The 14,311-nt window shown below is 48.9% G+C and carries 14 protein-coding genes, 1 pseudogene, 1 CRISPR repeat array and 1 riboswitch; of the genes and pseudogenes, 11 read left to right on the top strand and 4 right to left on the bottom strand.

What is annotated here, in order from left to right; all coding sequences use genetic code 11:
• Positions 1 to 215 precede the first annotated feature (215 nt).
• Positions 216 to 920 carry a Uma2 family endonuclease gene (locus ACN4EG_RS25155; protein ID WP_431633036.1) on the top strand — a complete coding sequence of 235 codons (705 nt, stop codon included), beginning with the start codon at positions 216 to 218 and terminating at the stop codon, positions 918 to 920.
• A 156-nt stretch (positions 921 to 1,076) separates the two neighbouring features.
• On the opposite strand, the gene ACN4EG_RS25150 is transcribed toward ACN4EG_RS25155, so the two are convergent.
• The 3 genes from ACN4EG_RS25150 to ACN4EG_RS25140 all read right to left on the bottom strand — a co-directional run bounded on the left by ACN4EG_RS25150 (position 1,077) and on the right by ACN4EG_RS25140 (position 3,998).
• Positions 1,077 to 1,490: a hypothetical protein gene (locus ACN4EG_RS25150; protein WP_431633035.1), complete on the bottom strand. Its 414-nt coding sequence runs from the start codon at positions 1,488 to 1,490 to the stop codon at positions 1,077 to 1,079.
• A gap of 41 nt (positions 1,491 to 1,531) precedes the next feature.
• Positions 1,532 to 2,842, bottom strand: a complete 1,311-nt coding sequence (locus ACN4EG_RS25145; RefSeq protein WP_431633034.1) for an MFS transporter — start codon at positions 2,840 to 2,842, stop codon at positions 1,532 to 1,534.
• A gap of 388 nt (positions 2,843 to 3,230) precedes the next feature.
• Positions 3,231 to 3,998, bottom strand: a complete 768-nt coding sequence (locus ACN4EG_RS25140; protein ID WP_431633033.1) for a thioesterase II family protein — start codon at positions 3,996 to 3,998, stop codon at positions 3,231 to 3,233.
• A gap of 330 nt (positions 3,999 to 4,328) precedes the next feature.
• Between ACN4EG_RS25140 and ACN4EG_RS25135 the strand changes: the two genes are divergently transcribed.
• The 3 genes from ACN4EG_RS25135 (at position 4,329) to ACN4EG_RS25125 (ending at position 7,732) form a co-directional block, all read left to right on the top strand.
• On the top strand, positions 4,329 to 4,577 hold the full coding sequence (locus ACN4EG_RS25135) for an acyl carrier protein (RefSeq protein WP_431633032.1): 249 nt from the start codon (positions 4,329 to 4,331) through the stop codon (positions 4,575 to 4,577).
• A gap of 179 nt (positions 4,578 to 4,756) precedes the next feature.
• On the top strand, positions 4,757 to 6,382 hold the full coding sequence (locus ACN4EG_RS25130) for a benzoate-CoA ligase family protein (RefSeq protein WP_431633031.1): 1,626 nt from the start codon (positions 4,757 to 4,759) through the stop codon (positions 6,380 to 6,382).
• A 24-nt stretch (positions 6,383 to 6,406) separates the two neighbouring features.
• Positions 6,407 to 7,732 (top strand): salicylate synthase, encoded by a 1,326-nt coding sequence (locus tag ACN4EG_RS25125; protein ID WP_431633030.1) that lies wholly within the window; start codon positions 6,407 to 6,409, stop codon positions 7,730 to 7,732.
• A gap of 108 nt (positions 7,733 to 7,840) precedes the next feature.
• Here ACN4EG_RS25125 and ACN4EG_RS25120 read toward each other — a convergent pair.
• A pseudogene (locus ACN4EG_RS25120) lies at positions 7,841 to 8,261 on the bottom strand (IS1 family transposase); the annotation flags it as partial.
• A gap of 177 nt (positions 8,262 to 8,438) precedes the next feature.
• Positions 8,439 to 8,583: riboswitch (cobalamin riboswitch) on the top strand.
• A gap of 287 nt (positions 8,584 to 8,870) precedes the next feature.
• On the opposite strand from ACN4EG_RS25120, the gene ACN4EG_RS25115 reads away from it, so the two are divergent.
• The 7 genes from ACN4EG_RS25115 to ACN4EG_RS25085 all read left to right on the top strand — a co-directional run bounded on the left by ACN4EG_RS25115 (position 8,871) and on the right by ACN4EG_RS25085 (position 13,417).
• Entirely contained in the window at positions 8,871 to 9,455 is a 585-nt protein-coding gene (locus ACN4EG_RS25115) for a hypothetical protein (RefSeq protein ID WP_431633029.1), read from the top strand.
• Positions 9,445 to 9,894, top strand: coding sequence for a hypothetical protein (locus ACN4EG_RS25110; protein WP_431633028.1), 450 nt, complete (start codon positions 9,445 to 9,447; stop codon positions 9,892 to 9,894). The genes ACN4EG_RS25115 and ACN4EG_RS25110 overlap by 11 nt, the downstream gene beginning before the upstream one ends.
• Positions 9,891 to 10,334 (top strand): hypothetical protein, encoded by a 444-nt coding sequence (locus ACN4EG_RS25105; RefSeq protein ID WP_431633027.1) that lies wholly within the window; start codon positions 9,891 to 9,893, stop codon positions 10,332 to 10,334. The genes ACN4EG_RS25110 and ACN4EG_RS25105 overlap by 4 nt, the downstream gene beginning before the upstream one ends.
• Before the next feature lie 231 nt (positions 10,335 to 10,565).
• Positions 10,566 to 11,573 (top strand): methyltransferase domain-containing protein, encoded by a 1,008-nt coding sequence (locus ACN4EG_RS25100; protein WP_431633026.1) that lies wholly within the window; start codon positions 10,566 to 10,568, stop codon positions 11,571 to 11,573.
• The gene (locus ACN4EG_RS25095) at positions 11,570 to 11,914 is read left to right on the top strand and encodes an FAD-dependent monooxygenase (protein ID WP_431633025.1); all 345 of its coding nucleotides are present in this window, start codon (positions 11,570 to 11,572) and stop codon (positions 11,912 to 11,914) included. The genes ACN4EG_RS25100 and ACN4EG_RS25095 overlap by 4 nt, the downstream gene beginning before the upstream one ends.
• A gap of 106 nt (positions 11,915 to 12,020) precedes the next feature.
• Entirely contained in the window at positions 12,021 to 12,851 is an 831-nt protein-coding gene (locus ACN4EG_RS25090; protein ID WP_431633024.1) for an acyl-CoA desaturase, read from the top strand.
• Positions 12,852 to 12,985: 134 nt separating this feature from the next.
• Positions 12,986 to 13,417 carry a DUF2267 domain-containing protein gene (locus ACN4EG_RS25085; protein WP_431633023.1) on the top strand — a complete coding sequence of 144 codons (432 nt, stop codon included), beginning with the start codon at positions 12,986 to 12,988 and terminating at the stop codon, positions 13,415 to 13,417.
• A gap of 132 nt (positions 13,418 to 13,549) precedes the next feature.
• Positions 13,550 to 14,194: direct repeats of the CRISPR family, unit length 37 nt; unit sequence GTTTCAATCCCTAAAAGGGGTTCAGGCATTTTCGAAC.
• Positions 14,195 to 14,311: the final 117 nt, after the last annotated feature.

The following is a 14,311-nucleotide window of genomic DNA, read 5'->3' as shown; positions in this document are numbered from 1 at the left end:
TTGGCCCTAGTGCAAAGTAGTGGCGACCCTGGCTAGCCCGCGATTTTCTCAATCCAGGGGGGATCGGTCTACCACTACTCTTAAGATACAAGGGGGGATCGGATCTGTAGCATTAATGAATCAATTTGGTATAGCAGCAAGTTTTAACGGCTCTAGGGATTCCCTGGGGCTGTTCTATACTGGTTAGAATCCCCTGCCTCAGGAGTGGGTTTGTCATGATTCCGTCTAACCTCAAATCGCTGCTGCCTGCTGCCGAAGAGTTACCTTGTTCGGATGACACGCCTGTGGATAGTGAAGACCAAAATCTGCTGCCTAATCTGCTATTACTCTTGCTCACGAGTTTGTGGGCCTCTCGCATGGATTGGTTTTTTGGAGTAGATATGGCGATCTATCACACGACGGGAATCAGTTCGAGGGTTCCGATCGTGCCGGATGGTTTTCTCAGCTTGGGGGTAGAGCGCAAAAAAGGGGGCAAGTCTCGCCGTTGCTATGCAACCTGGGAAGAACAGGACATCGTACCGATTTGGGTGTTAGAAATGGTGTCCCAAACTCCTGGTGGAGAGTATGACGAAAAGTTAGCGATCTATGCCAAATTAGGCGTCCTGTATTATCTGGTTTATAACCCGGAATATTGGCAACGAGATCGCCATCAACCGTTTGAGCTTTACAAATTAATCGACGGGAACTATCAATTGCAAAAGGGCGAACCATTTTGGATGCCAGAAGTGGGACTCGGCATTGGTCGATCGCCGCAAAGTATTGGTGGGATTGAACAAGAAGTTTTAACTTGGTTTGACGATAAGGGCGATCGCTACCTCAGTGCAGAGGAACGGGCCGATCGAGAACGGGCACAGCGGGAGCGACTGGAAACCTATTTGCGATCGCAAGGAATTGATCCCAACCAATTACCGGAATCATGAGCCAATGAGCCGCTTCCCATCCACTCCTTAGGGATTTGCCAAGAAATAATATCCCCTCTTCATTCCCCCACCCTCCTACCCTTTTACCCTCCTACCCTCCTACCCTTTTACTCTCCTACCTTGACCCAATTAGGATTTCATTTATGCGCTGTTCCCTTATCGCTGGATTAATTGCTGTTGTAACCACTGCTCTGCTTCCGATCGCGTTGCACAAGCTTGTCCTGGGCAGCCATAGATCGCCGTAATAGTTTTAGGGGCTGCCCGTTGCTTTTGGGCGAATTCTGCTGCATCCTCAATGAGCAACACCATTCCCACACAATGCTGGGCAAGCCGATCCTGATTTTCTTTGCCCCACTGAACGATCGCGCGATGCACGGCTTGATGTACGGTTTCATCTTCGATCGTGGCTTGGGTCGGATCGGTCACGTGGGATAACAACACGCCAAATGGGGTTTTCCGCGTCAGCCATTGATCAAACTGCGCTAAATATTCCGCTACATCCGCTAGACTAACGGCATTGACAAACTGAACCGAGACGATCGGAAATTGGGTATCTTGGATGATAATCATGGGTCAACTGCTGGAATCATGGGATTTCAACGAATCTGGAATTATGCCTTGATAACAGACATCTCAATAGCCTGTGGACGCTGCAAACTACGGGGAACTAGCAGAACACACAATCCAACGATCGCTGCACTGAGTATAAAAACCCCCACGTATCCGATGCCGCTGACCAACATGCCGCTAACGACTCGCGCGGGAATGCTGCCAAGGGTAATAAATGAAGCTTGAATGGCATAATCAGTCGCAGCACTTTCGGGCTGACTTTTGTCCATCATGATTGTAAAGGCATTGGTCACCACCATCCCCAAGGCCAGAGCCGTTAACACCGTAATGGCCACCAAGATCGGTAACTGAGTCCAGCCCAATGCAGGGGCCAGATAGGACAAAATACTCGCCGCTGCCAAACTACAGGCAAACATCAGCGATCGTCGCCGACCGACTTGGGCAATAATGCCACTGGCGATGAGGGAGCCGAGGATATTGGTGCCTGTGGAAAGAACTTCTAACCAACCCACATTTTCCAGGGAAATATTCAAATCCACTAACAGCAGATCAAATAGGTAGGAAGACAGGACATAACCAAAGTTAAACAGCAGCAAAATGGTTAACCACAGGGGCATTGCGGGCCGTTGGCAAAAACGGATAAAAATCTTGAAATAGTTCATCACCCCTTGGAACGGTGGCGATCGTCGATCGTGACGGCTATTCCTAGGTGACAATGGAATGACGTTTTGCAGTTGACTGGATAGTTGAGTTGGGGGGCTAGCTTGAGGTTTCGGTTTTTCCCGATGCAACAGAACTGGAATGAGGGCCGCCAGCATCAAACCGGACAAAATCAGTAAGCTATTTTGCCAGCCCAAATGGTTCAGCAAAATCAGCATGCCACCCCCCCCAATCATGCTGCCTAGGGATACGCCAATGCATTGAATCGCATTCCCAAAGCCGCGTTCCTGGGGTTCCAGTAGTCCCAGCGCTAGGGCATCGGTGGCAATATCCTGGCTGGCGCAACCGACGGCAATGACGAGCATCCCTGCCAGCACAAGGGGCAAACTGGTTTCCAGGTTTAAAAAACTGCATCCTGCGGTGACGATCGCAACGAGACTCTGGATAGTGATAATCCAAAATCGATAATGGCCCAAGGTGGGAATGCTGTAGCGATCGATCAAAGGTGACCAGAGAAACTTAAAGGTAATCGGCAAAATCAGGAGAGAAATAAACCCGATCGCGGTTAACGACAGTCCCTCTTGGCGTAACATGACGGGCAATGCCTTACCCAAAAAAATAAACGGCAATGATTGAGACAGATACAAACTGCCTAGCAATCCATATTTCTGAATCTGTTTAAGGTAAACCACAGAATTAACTCAGGTAAGGGAACAGCGCATAAATCAAATCCCAATTGGGTAGGGGTAGGAGAGTAAAAGGGTAGGAGGGTAGGGGAATGAAGAGGGGATATTATTTCTTGGCAAATCCCTAAGATGGTATCCGACACACATTGATTTGATAATTGATTTGATAATTGATTTGATAGAAGTCATGTTGATTTGATAGAAATCATGCTGAATTTAAGTCATGCGACCCCGGTGGCATTAGTGAGTCATTAAATGAGATTCTAACTATAAAGATTCTCATTTAGAGTAGCGCGATCGGGGGCTTTTGAAACCCATGGCCCGTCAAGTTTTGTCTCAATACGGGATCAGTGGGGGCCACCCGCGATCTCATGCGATCGGTGAATCGGCTGGCCTAAAGGGTTTGGAGGGTTTGGGTCAGTGTTTGCTGAATCAAAGTCAATAACTGGGGCTGGGCGGAATGGAGGAAAAAATGATCCCCTGGCAGGAGTTCTAGGCGAAAGGTCTGTTGGGTTTGGGTTTGCCAAGCTTGCAAGCCTTCTAGGGTGGTTTCGGGATCGTCCACCCCCCCAAAAACCGTGACTGGACAAGCGAGTGGTGGCTCTGGATGGTACAGGCTGGTTTCGACCACAGAAAAATCGGCCCGCAGCGTTGGCAATAGTAATTGCATCAGTTCCGGATGTTCCAAAATGGCTTGGGGCGTTCCATTGAGCCGATTTAACGCCGCTAGAAAGTCGGGTTCCGGGAGGTTGTAGCGCAGGGGCATGGCTGTGGGCACTTGGGGTGCACGCCGACCGGACAGCAACAGGTGCATGGGCGATCGCGCACCCCGCCGCCGTAACCAGCGTGCCCATTCAAACCCGAGCAGCGCCCCCAGACTGTGACCAAAGATGGCAAAAGGGCGATCGAGGGCTGGCAGCAGGGCTTCCCCCAACACTTGCACTAGGGGCTCTAATCGATCGAAGGCCGGTTCTGGTAAACGCAATCCCCGTCCTGGCAGTTCGATCGGGCAGAGTTCGATCGTGGGAGGCAGGTCATTGATCCACGATCGAAAATTCAGGGCACTTCCCCCTGCATAGGGTAAACAAAATAGTCGTAAGTGCGCTTGGGGCTTGGGTTTAGGGCAAGTTAACCAAGGATTAGCAGTTGAGATTGTTGTCATTAGGAGGCGATTGATTGATTCTGCAATGAACACGGTAGGAAAAGATTCGAGAATTCTTGCCAAAAGTGAAGATCATGTAATAAGCTCTTTATAAGTTATCAGAAATTATTCTCAATTATTAAAAAGGTTCATTGAAAAATTGAGCCTACCTAGCTCAGGCTAAAGGGTGCTTCATTCGAGGCATCGTTTGAGGGGAGTGCATCTATATCCCACAATTATTCCAAATCTAAATTATTCCAAATCTAGATCTAGACTCCATGAAGCTTGCATGATGCAGAGATCAGCAGAGCGACTTTGTTTTTTCAGGAACGTTTGGGAGAGCGCAGAACAGTGTTAGAACCCGTGTTAGAACCCGTGCTAGAACAAATTAAAGAAATTTTTGCTGAGTTGGGAATTGTGGACGATGTACAGGAAGATACCTTACTCCAGGCACACCTCGGCTTAGATTCCGTGGAAACGGTGCGGCTAGCGTTGGAATTGAAACGTAGACTGGGGATTGAGGTGAAATTGGGGAGTCGGCAGGATGTCACGGTGGGAGACCTTTGCCGGATGGCAACGATCGCGACTGCGGAATCTTAAATCCTGATCCTGATCAGGATCTCAATCAGGATTCCTATAGTGCCAAAGAAGCGATCGCTGCCGCAGTCACCATAGAAATCTGAGTCACGACAGTAATCTTCGTAACAACGGAATCTACAACAACAGAAGCTACAGACTAGAGAAATTACAGAAACTAGCAAACCTTACTAGGAAAGGGAATGGAGAGTCTTTCAGCACGCTTACCTAAAACATTCAACGTAGCCGCATATTTTCTTGAACTGAATTTAGCGGCAAATCGATCGGACAAGGTGGCGTTTTATACCCGTGATGCGGCCTATACCTATGGTCAGGTGGCCCAGTTGGTTCGACGATCGGCGAAGTTGCTGACGAATTTAGGCTTAGAGCGGGAACAGCGTCTTGCAATTCTTTTACCGGATACGCCAGAATTTGTCTTTGCATTTTGGGGTGCAATTTGGGCGGGGATTATTCCCGTTCCCATTAATACAGCCTGTAGCGTTGCTGAAATTCAGTATATCTTGCAGAATTCCCGTGCTAAAGTTCTGCTGACGACGCAGGCTTGGCTGGAAACCTTGGCCCCCATTCCGGCGGCTAGCCTGCGCCATGGCCTGACCGTTGATGGTGCACAACCCTTTCTGATGCAGATCGCCCAGCAAGACGACCAAATGCCTTGGGCGCAAACCGATCGGGAAGAACCGGCCTTTTGGTTATATACCTCCGGCAGCACGGGCAACCCCAAAGGCGTTGTGCACCTGCACCAGAGCATGGTTATTTGCGCTGAATCCTACGGCAAAGCGGTTTTAGGGTTGCAGGAAGATGATATTGTCTATTCCGTTGCAAAAATGCCCTTCGCCTATGGTTTGGGTAATACGCTGTATATGCCCATGGCCGTGGGGGCTTCATCGGTGCTATCCGATGCGGTGAACGCCTTTGATGTGATTGCGGACATTCAAACCCATCGCCCTACGGTGTTCTTCGGCATTCCTGGCCTGTATGCGGGAATGCTGGCCTTGCATGAGCTGGCACCTCTCGATCCTGCCTCCCTGCGCCTGTGTGTGTCCGCCGCTGAGCAACTCCCAAAAACCCTCTGGTCGCAATGGCGCGATCGCTACGGGCTGGAAATTTGTGAAGGCATTGGCACCACCGAATTGCTCCATATTTTTCTGTCCAATCGGCCTGGGGAATGTCGTCCCGGTAGTTCGGGGCGGCCCATTCCCGGCTATGACGTGCAAATTGTGGATGATGCGGGTTGTCCTCTGCCACCGGGGGAAGTCGGTGCATTGCAAGTGACGGGCGAAAGCTTAATGCTGGGCTATTGGAATCGGCTGCAAGCTACGCGGGATGCTTTGTACGGCTGCACCATGCGCACGGGTGATCAATATCTCCAAGATGTGGATGGCTATTTCTGGTTTATGGGGCGTAATAACGACTTTGTTAAAGTCAATGGCATGTGGGTTTCGCCCTTTGAAATTGAAGACGTATTACTCCAGCATGAAAGTATCTTAGATGCCGCGATCGTGCCGGAATTTGCCACCGATGAAACCCTGACCCAAATTGTGGCCTATGTCAGCCTCAAGGCTGGGTTCCAAGCCTCTCCGATCCTGGAAAAACAGATCGCTCAATGGGTCAAAACCCAATTGCCCCATTTTAAAGCTCCGCGCATGATTCATTTTCTGGATCATCTTCCCCGCACCGCCACAGGCAAAGTGCATCGCAAGGCATTAAGTCAGCATCAATCCTCTGTTACGGATGCATTGATCACGGATGTATTGATCGCCGATGCATTGCTCACAGATGCATTGCCACTGTCTACCAAACATGTTTAGCTTTCTTTATCTAGGTATTTCATCATGCTACAAGTCGCACGTCCTACGATCGTCTACCATGAGTTATTTGTTCCAGTTCAAAAAGATGCACAATCCCTACTGCAACATCTATTAGAGATCGGTCTGTTCTCCGATTATGTTCTCTATCATAGCGATCGGGAGGTGCGTATTGCGGGAAATGCTCTCTGTAGCATTGCTGTGGGAACAGACTCTGTGACGGTTAACACGATGGGAGAGCGGCAAACTCAGTCGATCGCGGCTGATCCGCTCAAACAGGTTGAAGCGATTCTGGCAACGTTGCCCGTAGAAGATTGGACTGCCTATGGTTACGTGGGCTTTGACATGGCTCGGTTCTACTCGCCCTACCAGAAGGCGATTCAGCAACCGTTGCTCCATCTACTCATTCCAGAAACGGAATTGCATTTGACGCCTAAGGGCGTGCATATCCGCAGTGTGAAGTCGCTCACAAAAATTCTAGAAGCCCTCTCGATCGACACGCCACTGCGCCAGTACACGGCCACTCCCCCCACGGTCGATTTTAGTGATCAAACCCAATACCAAACCCAAGTCAGCCGCCTGATTGAAGCGATTCAAGCAGGGCATTTACATAAGGCGATTCTGTCGCGATCGGTGACGCTGGCCGGGGAAATGGATGTCCTGGGAACCTATTGCCTAGGCTGTGATAGTAATAATTCTGCCCGTTCCTACTGCTTCCGCTTGGAGGACGTGAGTGCGGTAGGGTTCAGTCCAGAAATCTTGATGACGGTCGATCGTAATCACTTTGTCATTACCAATCCCTTGGCGGGAACTCGTCCCCGTGCAACTGATTTAGCGGAAGATGAACAACTTTACCAGGAACTGTTCACCGATGCTAAGGAAGTTAAGGAACATGCATTGTCCATTTGGTTAGCCCAGGACGAAATTTCGCAGTTTTGTGATCTGGATACGGTGCGGGTGTTTGACTTCATGCAAGTCAAGCAATATCGCTGTGTGCAGCATTTGTCTTCGCGGGTGGGTGGACAATTGCGTGATGACAAAACCCTCTGGGATGCGCTAAAGGTGCTGTTTCCTGGGATTACGGTGTCTGGTATTGATAAGCAAAGTGCGTTGGAATGGATCGATCGCTTGGAAACGGAACCACGCGGAATTTACGCAGGGGGCATTGGTTGGGTCAATAGCCAAGGTCTGGCTGATTTTGCGATCGCCATTCGATCGGTGTACCAGTATGGAGATCGGATTCACTTTAATGCAGGAGCAGGCATTGTGGCAGAATCGATTCCGCAAAACGAGTATGTTGAATCAGTTAACAAGATGAATACCATGCTCACCAATTTAGTCCTGAAAGCTTAGAACTCGAATCCATCGGCAACTGGCCATTGCTCTAGCTTGATCGCCAACCCAAGCCGATGGCATTCGCTTGTAAAATCGGCTTGGGTTGCTGAATAGGGATATGATTTACTAAGGAACAGGAACATCGCCAAACTTGAGGTAGTGCAGTAGCATACGCCTGCGGCGGGGCATAGCCCTACGAATCGAGTCATCTCAGCATATCTACGGCTTTGGAATAGCACAACGTCTTGTGATGTAAGCGAGCTAGATAGTGCTTTAAACGAGTATTTTCGTCCTCAACTCGCGTCATATAGGTCTTGCTGACAATCTGATCACCGTCTGGAATAAAGCCAGGATAGACTGACCATCCATCCGTAACATAGAAAAAGCACTCCCAAGTCGCAACAATCATCCACAACGGCTTAAAGGTCTCAGCGCTATGGTCGCCCAGCACCCACCCTAAAATCCCTTTTCTGAAGCGGTCAACGGCAGTCCAGCGCCAAATTTTGTTTTTTGTCCCTACAAATGTCTCCAGCTCGTCGAGTTCCCCCGCGCAAAGATGATGCTTGATGTTCGACTCAGTATAAAACAAACAAATCAAATCGGATCATCTTTATTCTACGGATAGCGTAAGTAATTTGAGAAAGGCGCTATATCTTGAAGTGGTTCAGTAATTTGCCTATGAAGAAATGCAGGGTAAAGCTGCTGCGCTGCGCGTCAACTGTGTTATTGTTAGGGTCAAGTCGGTTTTGATGGGGAGCAGCCATCAAACGCAAGGGGGAAAGTGCAGTGTGAATCTGCCGCTGTCCCGCAGCTGTAAGGAGAGGCGCAACTCTCTGAGTCAGAATGCCCGCCGAGTCATAAACCCGTTACATAAACATCTGCGAGGTACGGATGATAAAAATTTCAAGCTTTTGCAATTCTCTACGAGATGCTGCGCGATCGACATTTTGTTGGAATTTTAAGGTTGTAGCGTTCTGAGCTAACGATTTGAGTTGAACGTGCGATTGACATTTAGCAAGGCTACCTGAGCAAAGGTGGCTGATATTGCATCTGGCAGTTGCAGCTAATGTCCTCGCTACGTCTGGCTATGGTCTGCTTCCCTACCGGGAGACAGTCACTTTTACATGTTTTTTACAGAATTTGGAACGCTACAGCTATGACTATTCAAACTGCAACGCTGGGGTATCCCCGCATAGGTAAAAATCGTGAGGTTAAAACGGCGTTAGAAGCCTTTTGGAGCGGTAAATCTGATGCCGAAAGCTTGCTGCAAAAGGTTCGAGAGGTTGAATTTGCGAACTGGAAAATCCAACTCGAAGCTGGGATTGATCGCATCGGCATTGCTGACACTACCCTTTATGACCATGTGCTGAATTGGAGTGTTCGTTCGCATATGTGCGACTCCGAATTCGGTGACATCATTCAGCATATTGAGCGGTTGGATGCCGATGTGTTGTCGATCGAGAACAGTCGCAGCAATAACCGAACGCTGCAAGAAGTCACAGAAGCAGGCTATTCGCATCAGATCGGGAATGGCGTGTATGACATTCACAGTCCGGTTGTTCCAACCACGGAGCAGCTAGTCCAGCAACTCGAAGCTGGAATCAAAAACTTACCTGTGCGTCAGATTTGGGTCAATCCAGATTGTGGCTTGAAAACACGACGATGGGAAGAGGTGATTCCAGCCCTCAAGAACATGGTGCAGGCGACAAAGGCAATCCGGGAGAACGCCAATGCACAATGATCTGTGGCAGGGAAACTGCACGCCCTGGCAAGCCCGATTTATCGAACATAACAGTCTGATGCTTGGATATCAGGCATGGTCTGGCTATCTTCAGCACGGAGGAGGATTGTTAGTGTGTGATGGGATGAATTCGATTTCACCTGCATTTGACTGGGATGTAGAGGTGGCTGTATTTGATCCGATTTTTGTGGCGCGATCGCGGGTTCCAAAGTATTTGCGAAGTCTTGAACTAGAGCCGGAAATTATTGATGTAGTGAACGATGCCCTCTCAACTTATGATCCGGCTCAGGAGATTGTCTTGCTGCTCCACGGCAACCAAGCAGTAGAGATCAACCTGCTGCAAAATCTAGCCATTTCACCCCCGCAGTGCTACTCACAGGTGCAGCGACGATGGGCAGAGTTTCAGCCGAGTGTACCCTCATACAGGAGATCTCTATGAATCAGTCAGACTGGCAGCAAGAGTTTATTGCAACCAATTTACTCGCCATTGGCTATAACGCTTGGTCGGGATACTTGAGTGGCGGTCGAGGAGCTGTTATCTGTAGCACCAATTCTCCAGCGATCGAGATTGCTGGAGAATCATTCAAAACCTACTTCGTGCGGCGTTCTCGTCTGGCTGCTTTCCTAAATGCCTGGTTAGTGGCTCCGGACACCGTGATTCTTCGCCATCACTTTATGAACGCTCACATTCTGGATGCAGTTGATGCCTACGATCCGGCAACCGAAGTCGGTTTTCTGCTGGAGTCCTTCAACCAAGTCACGTTTTGCTATCTGAAGAACTTACTGATTACCCCTGTTCAATGCTATGAACAAGTCTGCAAAGCTTGGGAGGAATTTCAGCCCGCAGTCTGTTCGTTGCAGAGCGAACCTGTGCGTTAACATCTGCAATCCTTCTGAGGGAAGTTATGCTCAAAGACTATCTGCATCATTCTGGAAAAATTCCGACATCCGTTCACCCGTTTGTCAAGCAAAGGATGAAGCAAGAACCGCTCTCTGCGAGGCGTTCTCGTTTCAGTCAAGCCCTGTCTAGGCTAAAAGGCTACCTTCTAGACAGGGTTCAAAGTGTGTCTCATTGGATATCACGGTTGTAAGGCTACCTGCTCAAAAACGATGCTCAAACTTCTCTTACTCACGATCGCGCTACTGCTGTTTGCCTTAGTCGTTGGACTGGCATTGTACTTACTATTTCCCCGAACGTATCAGTCTGCGGATTCTGTTGCCAATTCCTATGATGACTGGACAAACGATGGCATCTTAGAGTTCTACTGGGGAGAGCATATTCATCTAGGTCACTACGGCTCACCCCCTCGGCGCAAAGACTTTCTTCAGGCAAAATATGATTTTGTGCATGAAATGGTGCGTTGGGGTGGGCTAGAACATCTGCCCGCAGGCACAACCGTTTTAGATGTCGGCTGTGGCATTGGCGGTAGTAGCCGAATTTTGGCACAAAGCTATGGATTTGATGTCACTGGCATCACGATTAGTCCTGAGCAGGTCAGACGCGCTCAAGAACTGACTCCAGAGGGCGTGAAGGCGAAGTTTCAAGTGGATGATGCGCTGGCTTTGTCTTTCCCGGATGCGAGTTTTGATGTGGTTTGGTCGATCGAGGCAGGTCCCCATATGGTAGATAAAGCACTGTTTGCGAGAGAACTGCTGCGAGTTTTGAAACCAGGCGGCATTCTAGTCGTAGCAGACTGGAATCAACGCGACGATCGCCAACATCCCCTGAATGCTTGGGAGCGCCCTGTGATGCGCCAATTGCTGGATCAGTGGTCACATCCTGCCTTTGCCAGCATCGAAGGCTTTTCTGAACTGTTGGCAGCAACCGGACTCGTTGAAGGAGAAGTCATCACCACAGATTGGACTCAGGAAACGTTGCCAGCTTGGCTTGATTCCATCTGGCAAGGTGTGGTTCGACCGCAAGGAATAATTCGATTTGGACTGGTGGGATTGATGAAGTCGCTGCGGGAAGTGCCGACTTTTCTGCTCATGCGACTCGCCTTTGGTGCAGGACTTTGCCGCTTTGGAATGTTTCGAGCCATTCGTGCAAACGTGGCAACCCGCGAACTGTCTAACTCAGTGTCTAACTCAGTTGACCAAACGCTGATGCACTCATGAATATCGCTACGGATTCAATCTCCTACGATGTTGTGATTGTCGGGGGTGGCATTTCAGGATTGACGCTGGCTTGTGGATTGCGATCGTCTGAGCTAAAAATTGCGATCGTTGAAGTGCAACCTTTTCAACAAGCCGCGTCCCGTCCTCGTGCCTATGCGCTGTCGCCTCGGTCTGCTCACATTTTTCAAAATTTGGGCGTATGGGAACGGATCGCTCCTGCGATCGCCCATTTTCCTAAAGTCATTCTGTCCAATGCAGACTATCCCCATCGAGTTGAGTTCTTGCCAGAAGACATCGGTGAACCGGCTGTCTACTGTGGCAGATATTGCTGCGGTTGGTGACTGGACTCTGGGGATGGCAGCCTCAGAGATCGAGACTACAGACCTCTGCTCGATCGAAGCAAGGCAATACAGATAAACTATTCCACCTTAACTCAGGAGAAACTACATGACGAATATCGGTCTGATGTCGCCTCGTCCTCGCTGGAATGTCATTGCTTTCACAGTAATGTTGCATCTAGGAGCATTGTGTGCGCTGTCTCCAGTTTACTTCAGTTGGTCCGCCGTTGGTATTGCGCTCATTTTACACTGGCTGACAATCGGGCTAGGAATATCTTTAGGCTTTCATCGATTAGCATCGCATCGGAGCTTGAAGACTCCCAAGTGGGTTGAGTACTGCCTGATTTTCTGTGGCACATTAGCAGGTCAAGGAGCCGTCATGGGCTGGGTCGGCTATCATCGAATGCACCATCGCTATGTCGATCGTGTCGGTGATCCGCATGATTCAACTCAGGGATTCTGGTGGAGCCATATCAGTTGGCTAATGCACGAAGTTCCCATGAAATCTGAACTTCATCGGTTTACTAAAGATATTGCTGACGATCGGTTTTATCAGTTTTGTCATCAGCACTACATTGCATTACAAGTTGCTCTTGCAGTTGTGCTTTATGGTTTAGGCGGAATGCCTTTTGTGATTTGGGGAATTTTTGCACGTCTGTTTGTGGGCTTTCATAGTACGTGTTTTGTGAATAGTGCTTGTCATCAGTTTGGCTACCGGAATGTTGACACCCTCGATCGTTCAACCAACTGCTGGTGGGTGGCTTTGCTAACATTTGGGGAAGGCTGGCATAACAATCATCATGCCGATCAAACTTCAGCAAAGTTTGGCTCATGCTGGTGGGAAATTGATCCGGTTTGGTGGATGATCCGGGGACTGGAAAAACTCGGACTCGCGACAAATGTGAGAACAGTCAGCTTGTCCTCTCAAACTAGGAGCTAAGCGATGGTATACGATGCCTGGTGTTGCTGAATCTGGCTATGAAACGGTTTATGAAAGCCTTGAGGCTCTGTTCCTAATCCGGCGAAATCATAGCGCCATTCAGCAACACCTTTACTGAAATTGTATTTCGAGTCATGCGCGATTTGATGAAGACTGAAGCTGCTGATCGCGTTGCAGACGAGTTGCATGAAGAGGTAAGGGATTTGCAAAGAAATAATATCCCCTCTTCATTCCCCTACCCTCCTACCCTTTTACTCTCCTACCCCTACCCAATTGGGATTTTATTTATGTGCTGTTCCCTAATGCTAACTCAAGGAAAAGCACTTCAGATGGAAGTGACTGATCTGTGGAAAGACGCTAATCTGCTAGTAGGCTTCTTAAGTCGGGTTCGTCCACCCTGGCACGGTTCAGGTATCTTCAAAATTGATTCCGACCGCTTTTTCTTCCGAGTTACAAACGAAGGTGGATTTGAAAGAGACCCAGAACGCAAAGATGCCGATCCCAAGCAGGCAGTAAAAGCGGTATTCTCAGCCACAAAGAAGGAACTATCTGAGGAGCGCATTTAGGAAGTTGCCAGTTGGCTACCAGAAGCTGGAGTCCGAGAACTTTGGGAACCAGCATAGTGGCGAAAGCTCAGATGGGGTTCAGGCATTTTCGAACCCCCCGATGAGTACATGCAGGAAGTTTTCAAAGAACTCGTTTCAATTCCTAAAAGGGGTTCAGGCATTTTCGAACAATCACACCCAAAAAACCGCTTAGTCTCTGGCTTGCCGTTTCAATCCCTAAAAGGGGTTCAGGCATTTTCGAACTTTTTTCGCATAAGGGGCAAACAAGGCCATCTTCTGTTTCAATCCCTAAAAGGGGTTCAGGCATTTTCGAACTTGGAGTTGGCTAAGACTACTCCGCCTAGCGAGATCTGTGGTTTCAATCCCTAAAAGGGGTTCAGGCATTTTCGAACGAGCAGCCATTCCAGTAGAATTTGGGTTCCCTTGTGGGGCCAGTTTCAATCCCTAAAAGGGGTTCAGGCATTTTCGAACACCGGACTTGAATTTCTCCCTAGGGTCAAAGACTTGTGGGGCCAGTTTCAATCCCTAAAAGGGGTTCAGGCATTTTCGAACCACAAAAGTATCAGGGTGATACAGAAACTCCCCCCGTTTCAATCCCTAAAAGGGGTTCAGGCATTTTCGAACGCGAATTATAAAAAGCTTTTTGATGCGAAAGAGAAGGGTTTCAATCCCTAAAAGGGGTTCAGGCATTTTCGAACACGCCAAAAACTTTGCTAACAAGGATTGGAAGTTCACTGAGGGTTTCAATCCCTAAAAGGGGTTCAGGCATTTTCGAAGGGTGCATCCCAGTTTTGTAAGACTCACGATGAGAATTGCCCATTGAGATATGCAGAGCGGTGTTTAAGCACCTGAGGGACATTGTCTTGGTTCCACTGCGCTCCCGATAGTTTGATG

Origin of the sequence: Alkalinema pantanalense CENA528 (assembly GCF_050753345.1) — a bacterium.
GTDB classification, from domain to species: domain Bacteria; phylum Cyanobacteriota; class Cyanobacteriia; order Leptolyngbyales; family Leptolyngbyaceae; genus Alkalinema; species Alkalinema pantanalense.
The sequence above is the reverse complement of the archived record's forward strand: the minus strand, read 5'-3'. Positions and strand labels throughout refer to the sequence as shown.

Excerpts from the sequence above, each read along its gene's own strand:
- ACN4EG_RS25140 (WP_431633033.1), bottom strand. The coding sequence starts at position 3,998 with ATGACAACAATCTCAACTGCTAATCCTTGGTTAACTTGCCCTAAACCC.
- ACN4EG_RS25150 (WP_431633035.1), bottom strand. The coding sequence starts at position 1,490 with ATGATTATCATCCAAGATACCCAATTTCCGATCGTCTCGGTTCAGTTT.
- ACN4EG_RS25110 (WP_431633028.1), top strand. The coding sequence starts at position 9,445 with ATGCACAATGATCTGTGGCAGGGAAACTGCACGCCCTGGCAAGCCCGA.
- ACN4EG_RS25115 (WP_431633029.1), top strand. The coding sequence starts at position 8,871 with ATGACTATTCAAACTGCAACGCTGGGGTATCCCCGCATAGGTAAAAAT.
- ACN4EG_RS25105 (WP_431633027.1), top strand. The coding sequence starts at position 9,891 with ATGAATCAGTCAGACTGGCAGCAAGAGTTTATTGCAACCAATTTACTC.
- ACN4EG_RS25155 (WP_431633036.1), top strand. The coding sequence starts at position 216 with ATGATTCCGTCTAACCTCAAATCGCTGCTGCCTGCTGCCGAAGAGTTA.
- ACN4EG_RS25130 (WP_431633031.1), top strand. The coding sequence starts at position 4,757 with ATGGAGAGTCTTTCAGCACGCTTACCTAAAACATTCAACGTAGCCGCA.
- ACN4EG_RS25085 (WP_431633023.1), top strand. The coding sequence starts at position 12,986 with ATGCGCGATTTGATGAAGACTGAAGCTGCTGATCGCGTTGCAGACGAG.
- ACN4EG_RS25100 (WP_431633026.1), top strand. The coding sequence starts at position 10,566 with ATGCTCAAACTTCTCTTACTCACGATCGCGCTACTGCTGTTTGCCTTA.
- ACN4EG_RS25125 (WP_431633030.1), top strand. The coding sequence starts at position 6,407 with ATGCTACAAGTCGCACGTCCTACGATCGTCTACCATGAGTTATTTGTT.
- ACN4EG_RS25090 (WP_431633024.1), top strand. The coding sequence starts at position 12,021 with ATGACGAATATCGGTCTGATGTCGCCTCGTCCTCGCTGGAATGTCATT.
- ACN4EG_RS25095 (WP_431633025.1), top strand. The coding sequence starts at position 11,570 with ATGAATATCGCTACGGATTCAATCTCCTACGATGTTGTGATTGTCGGG.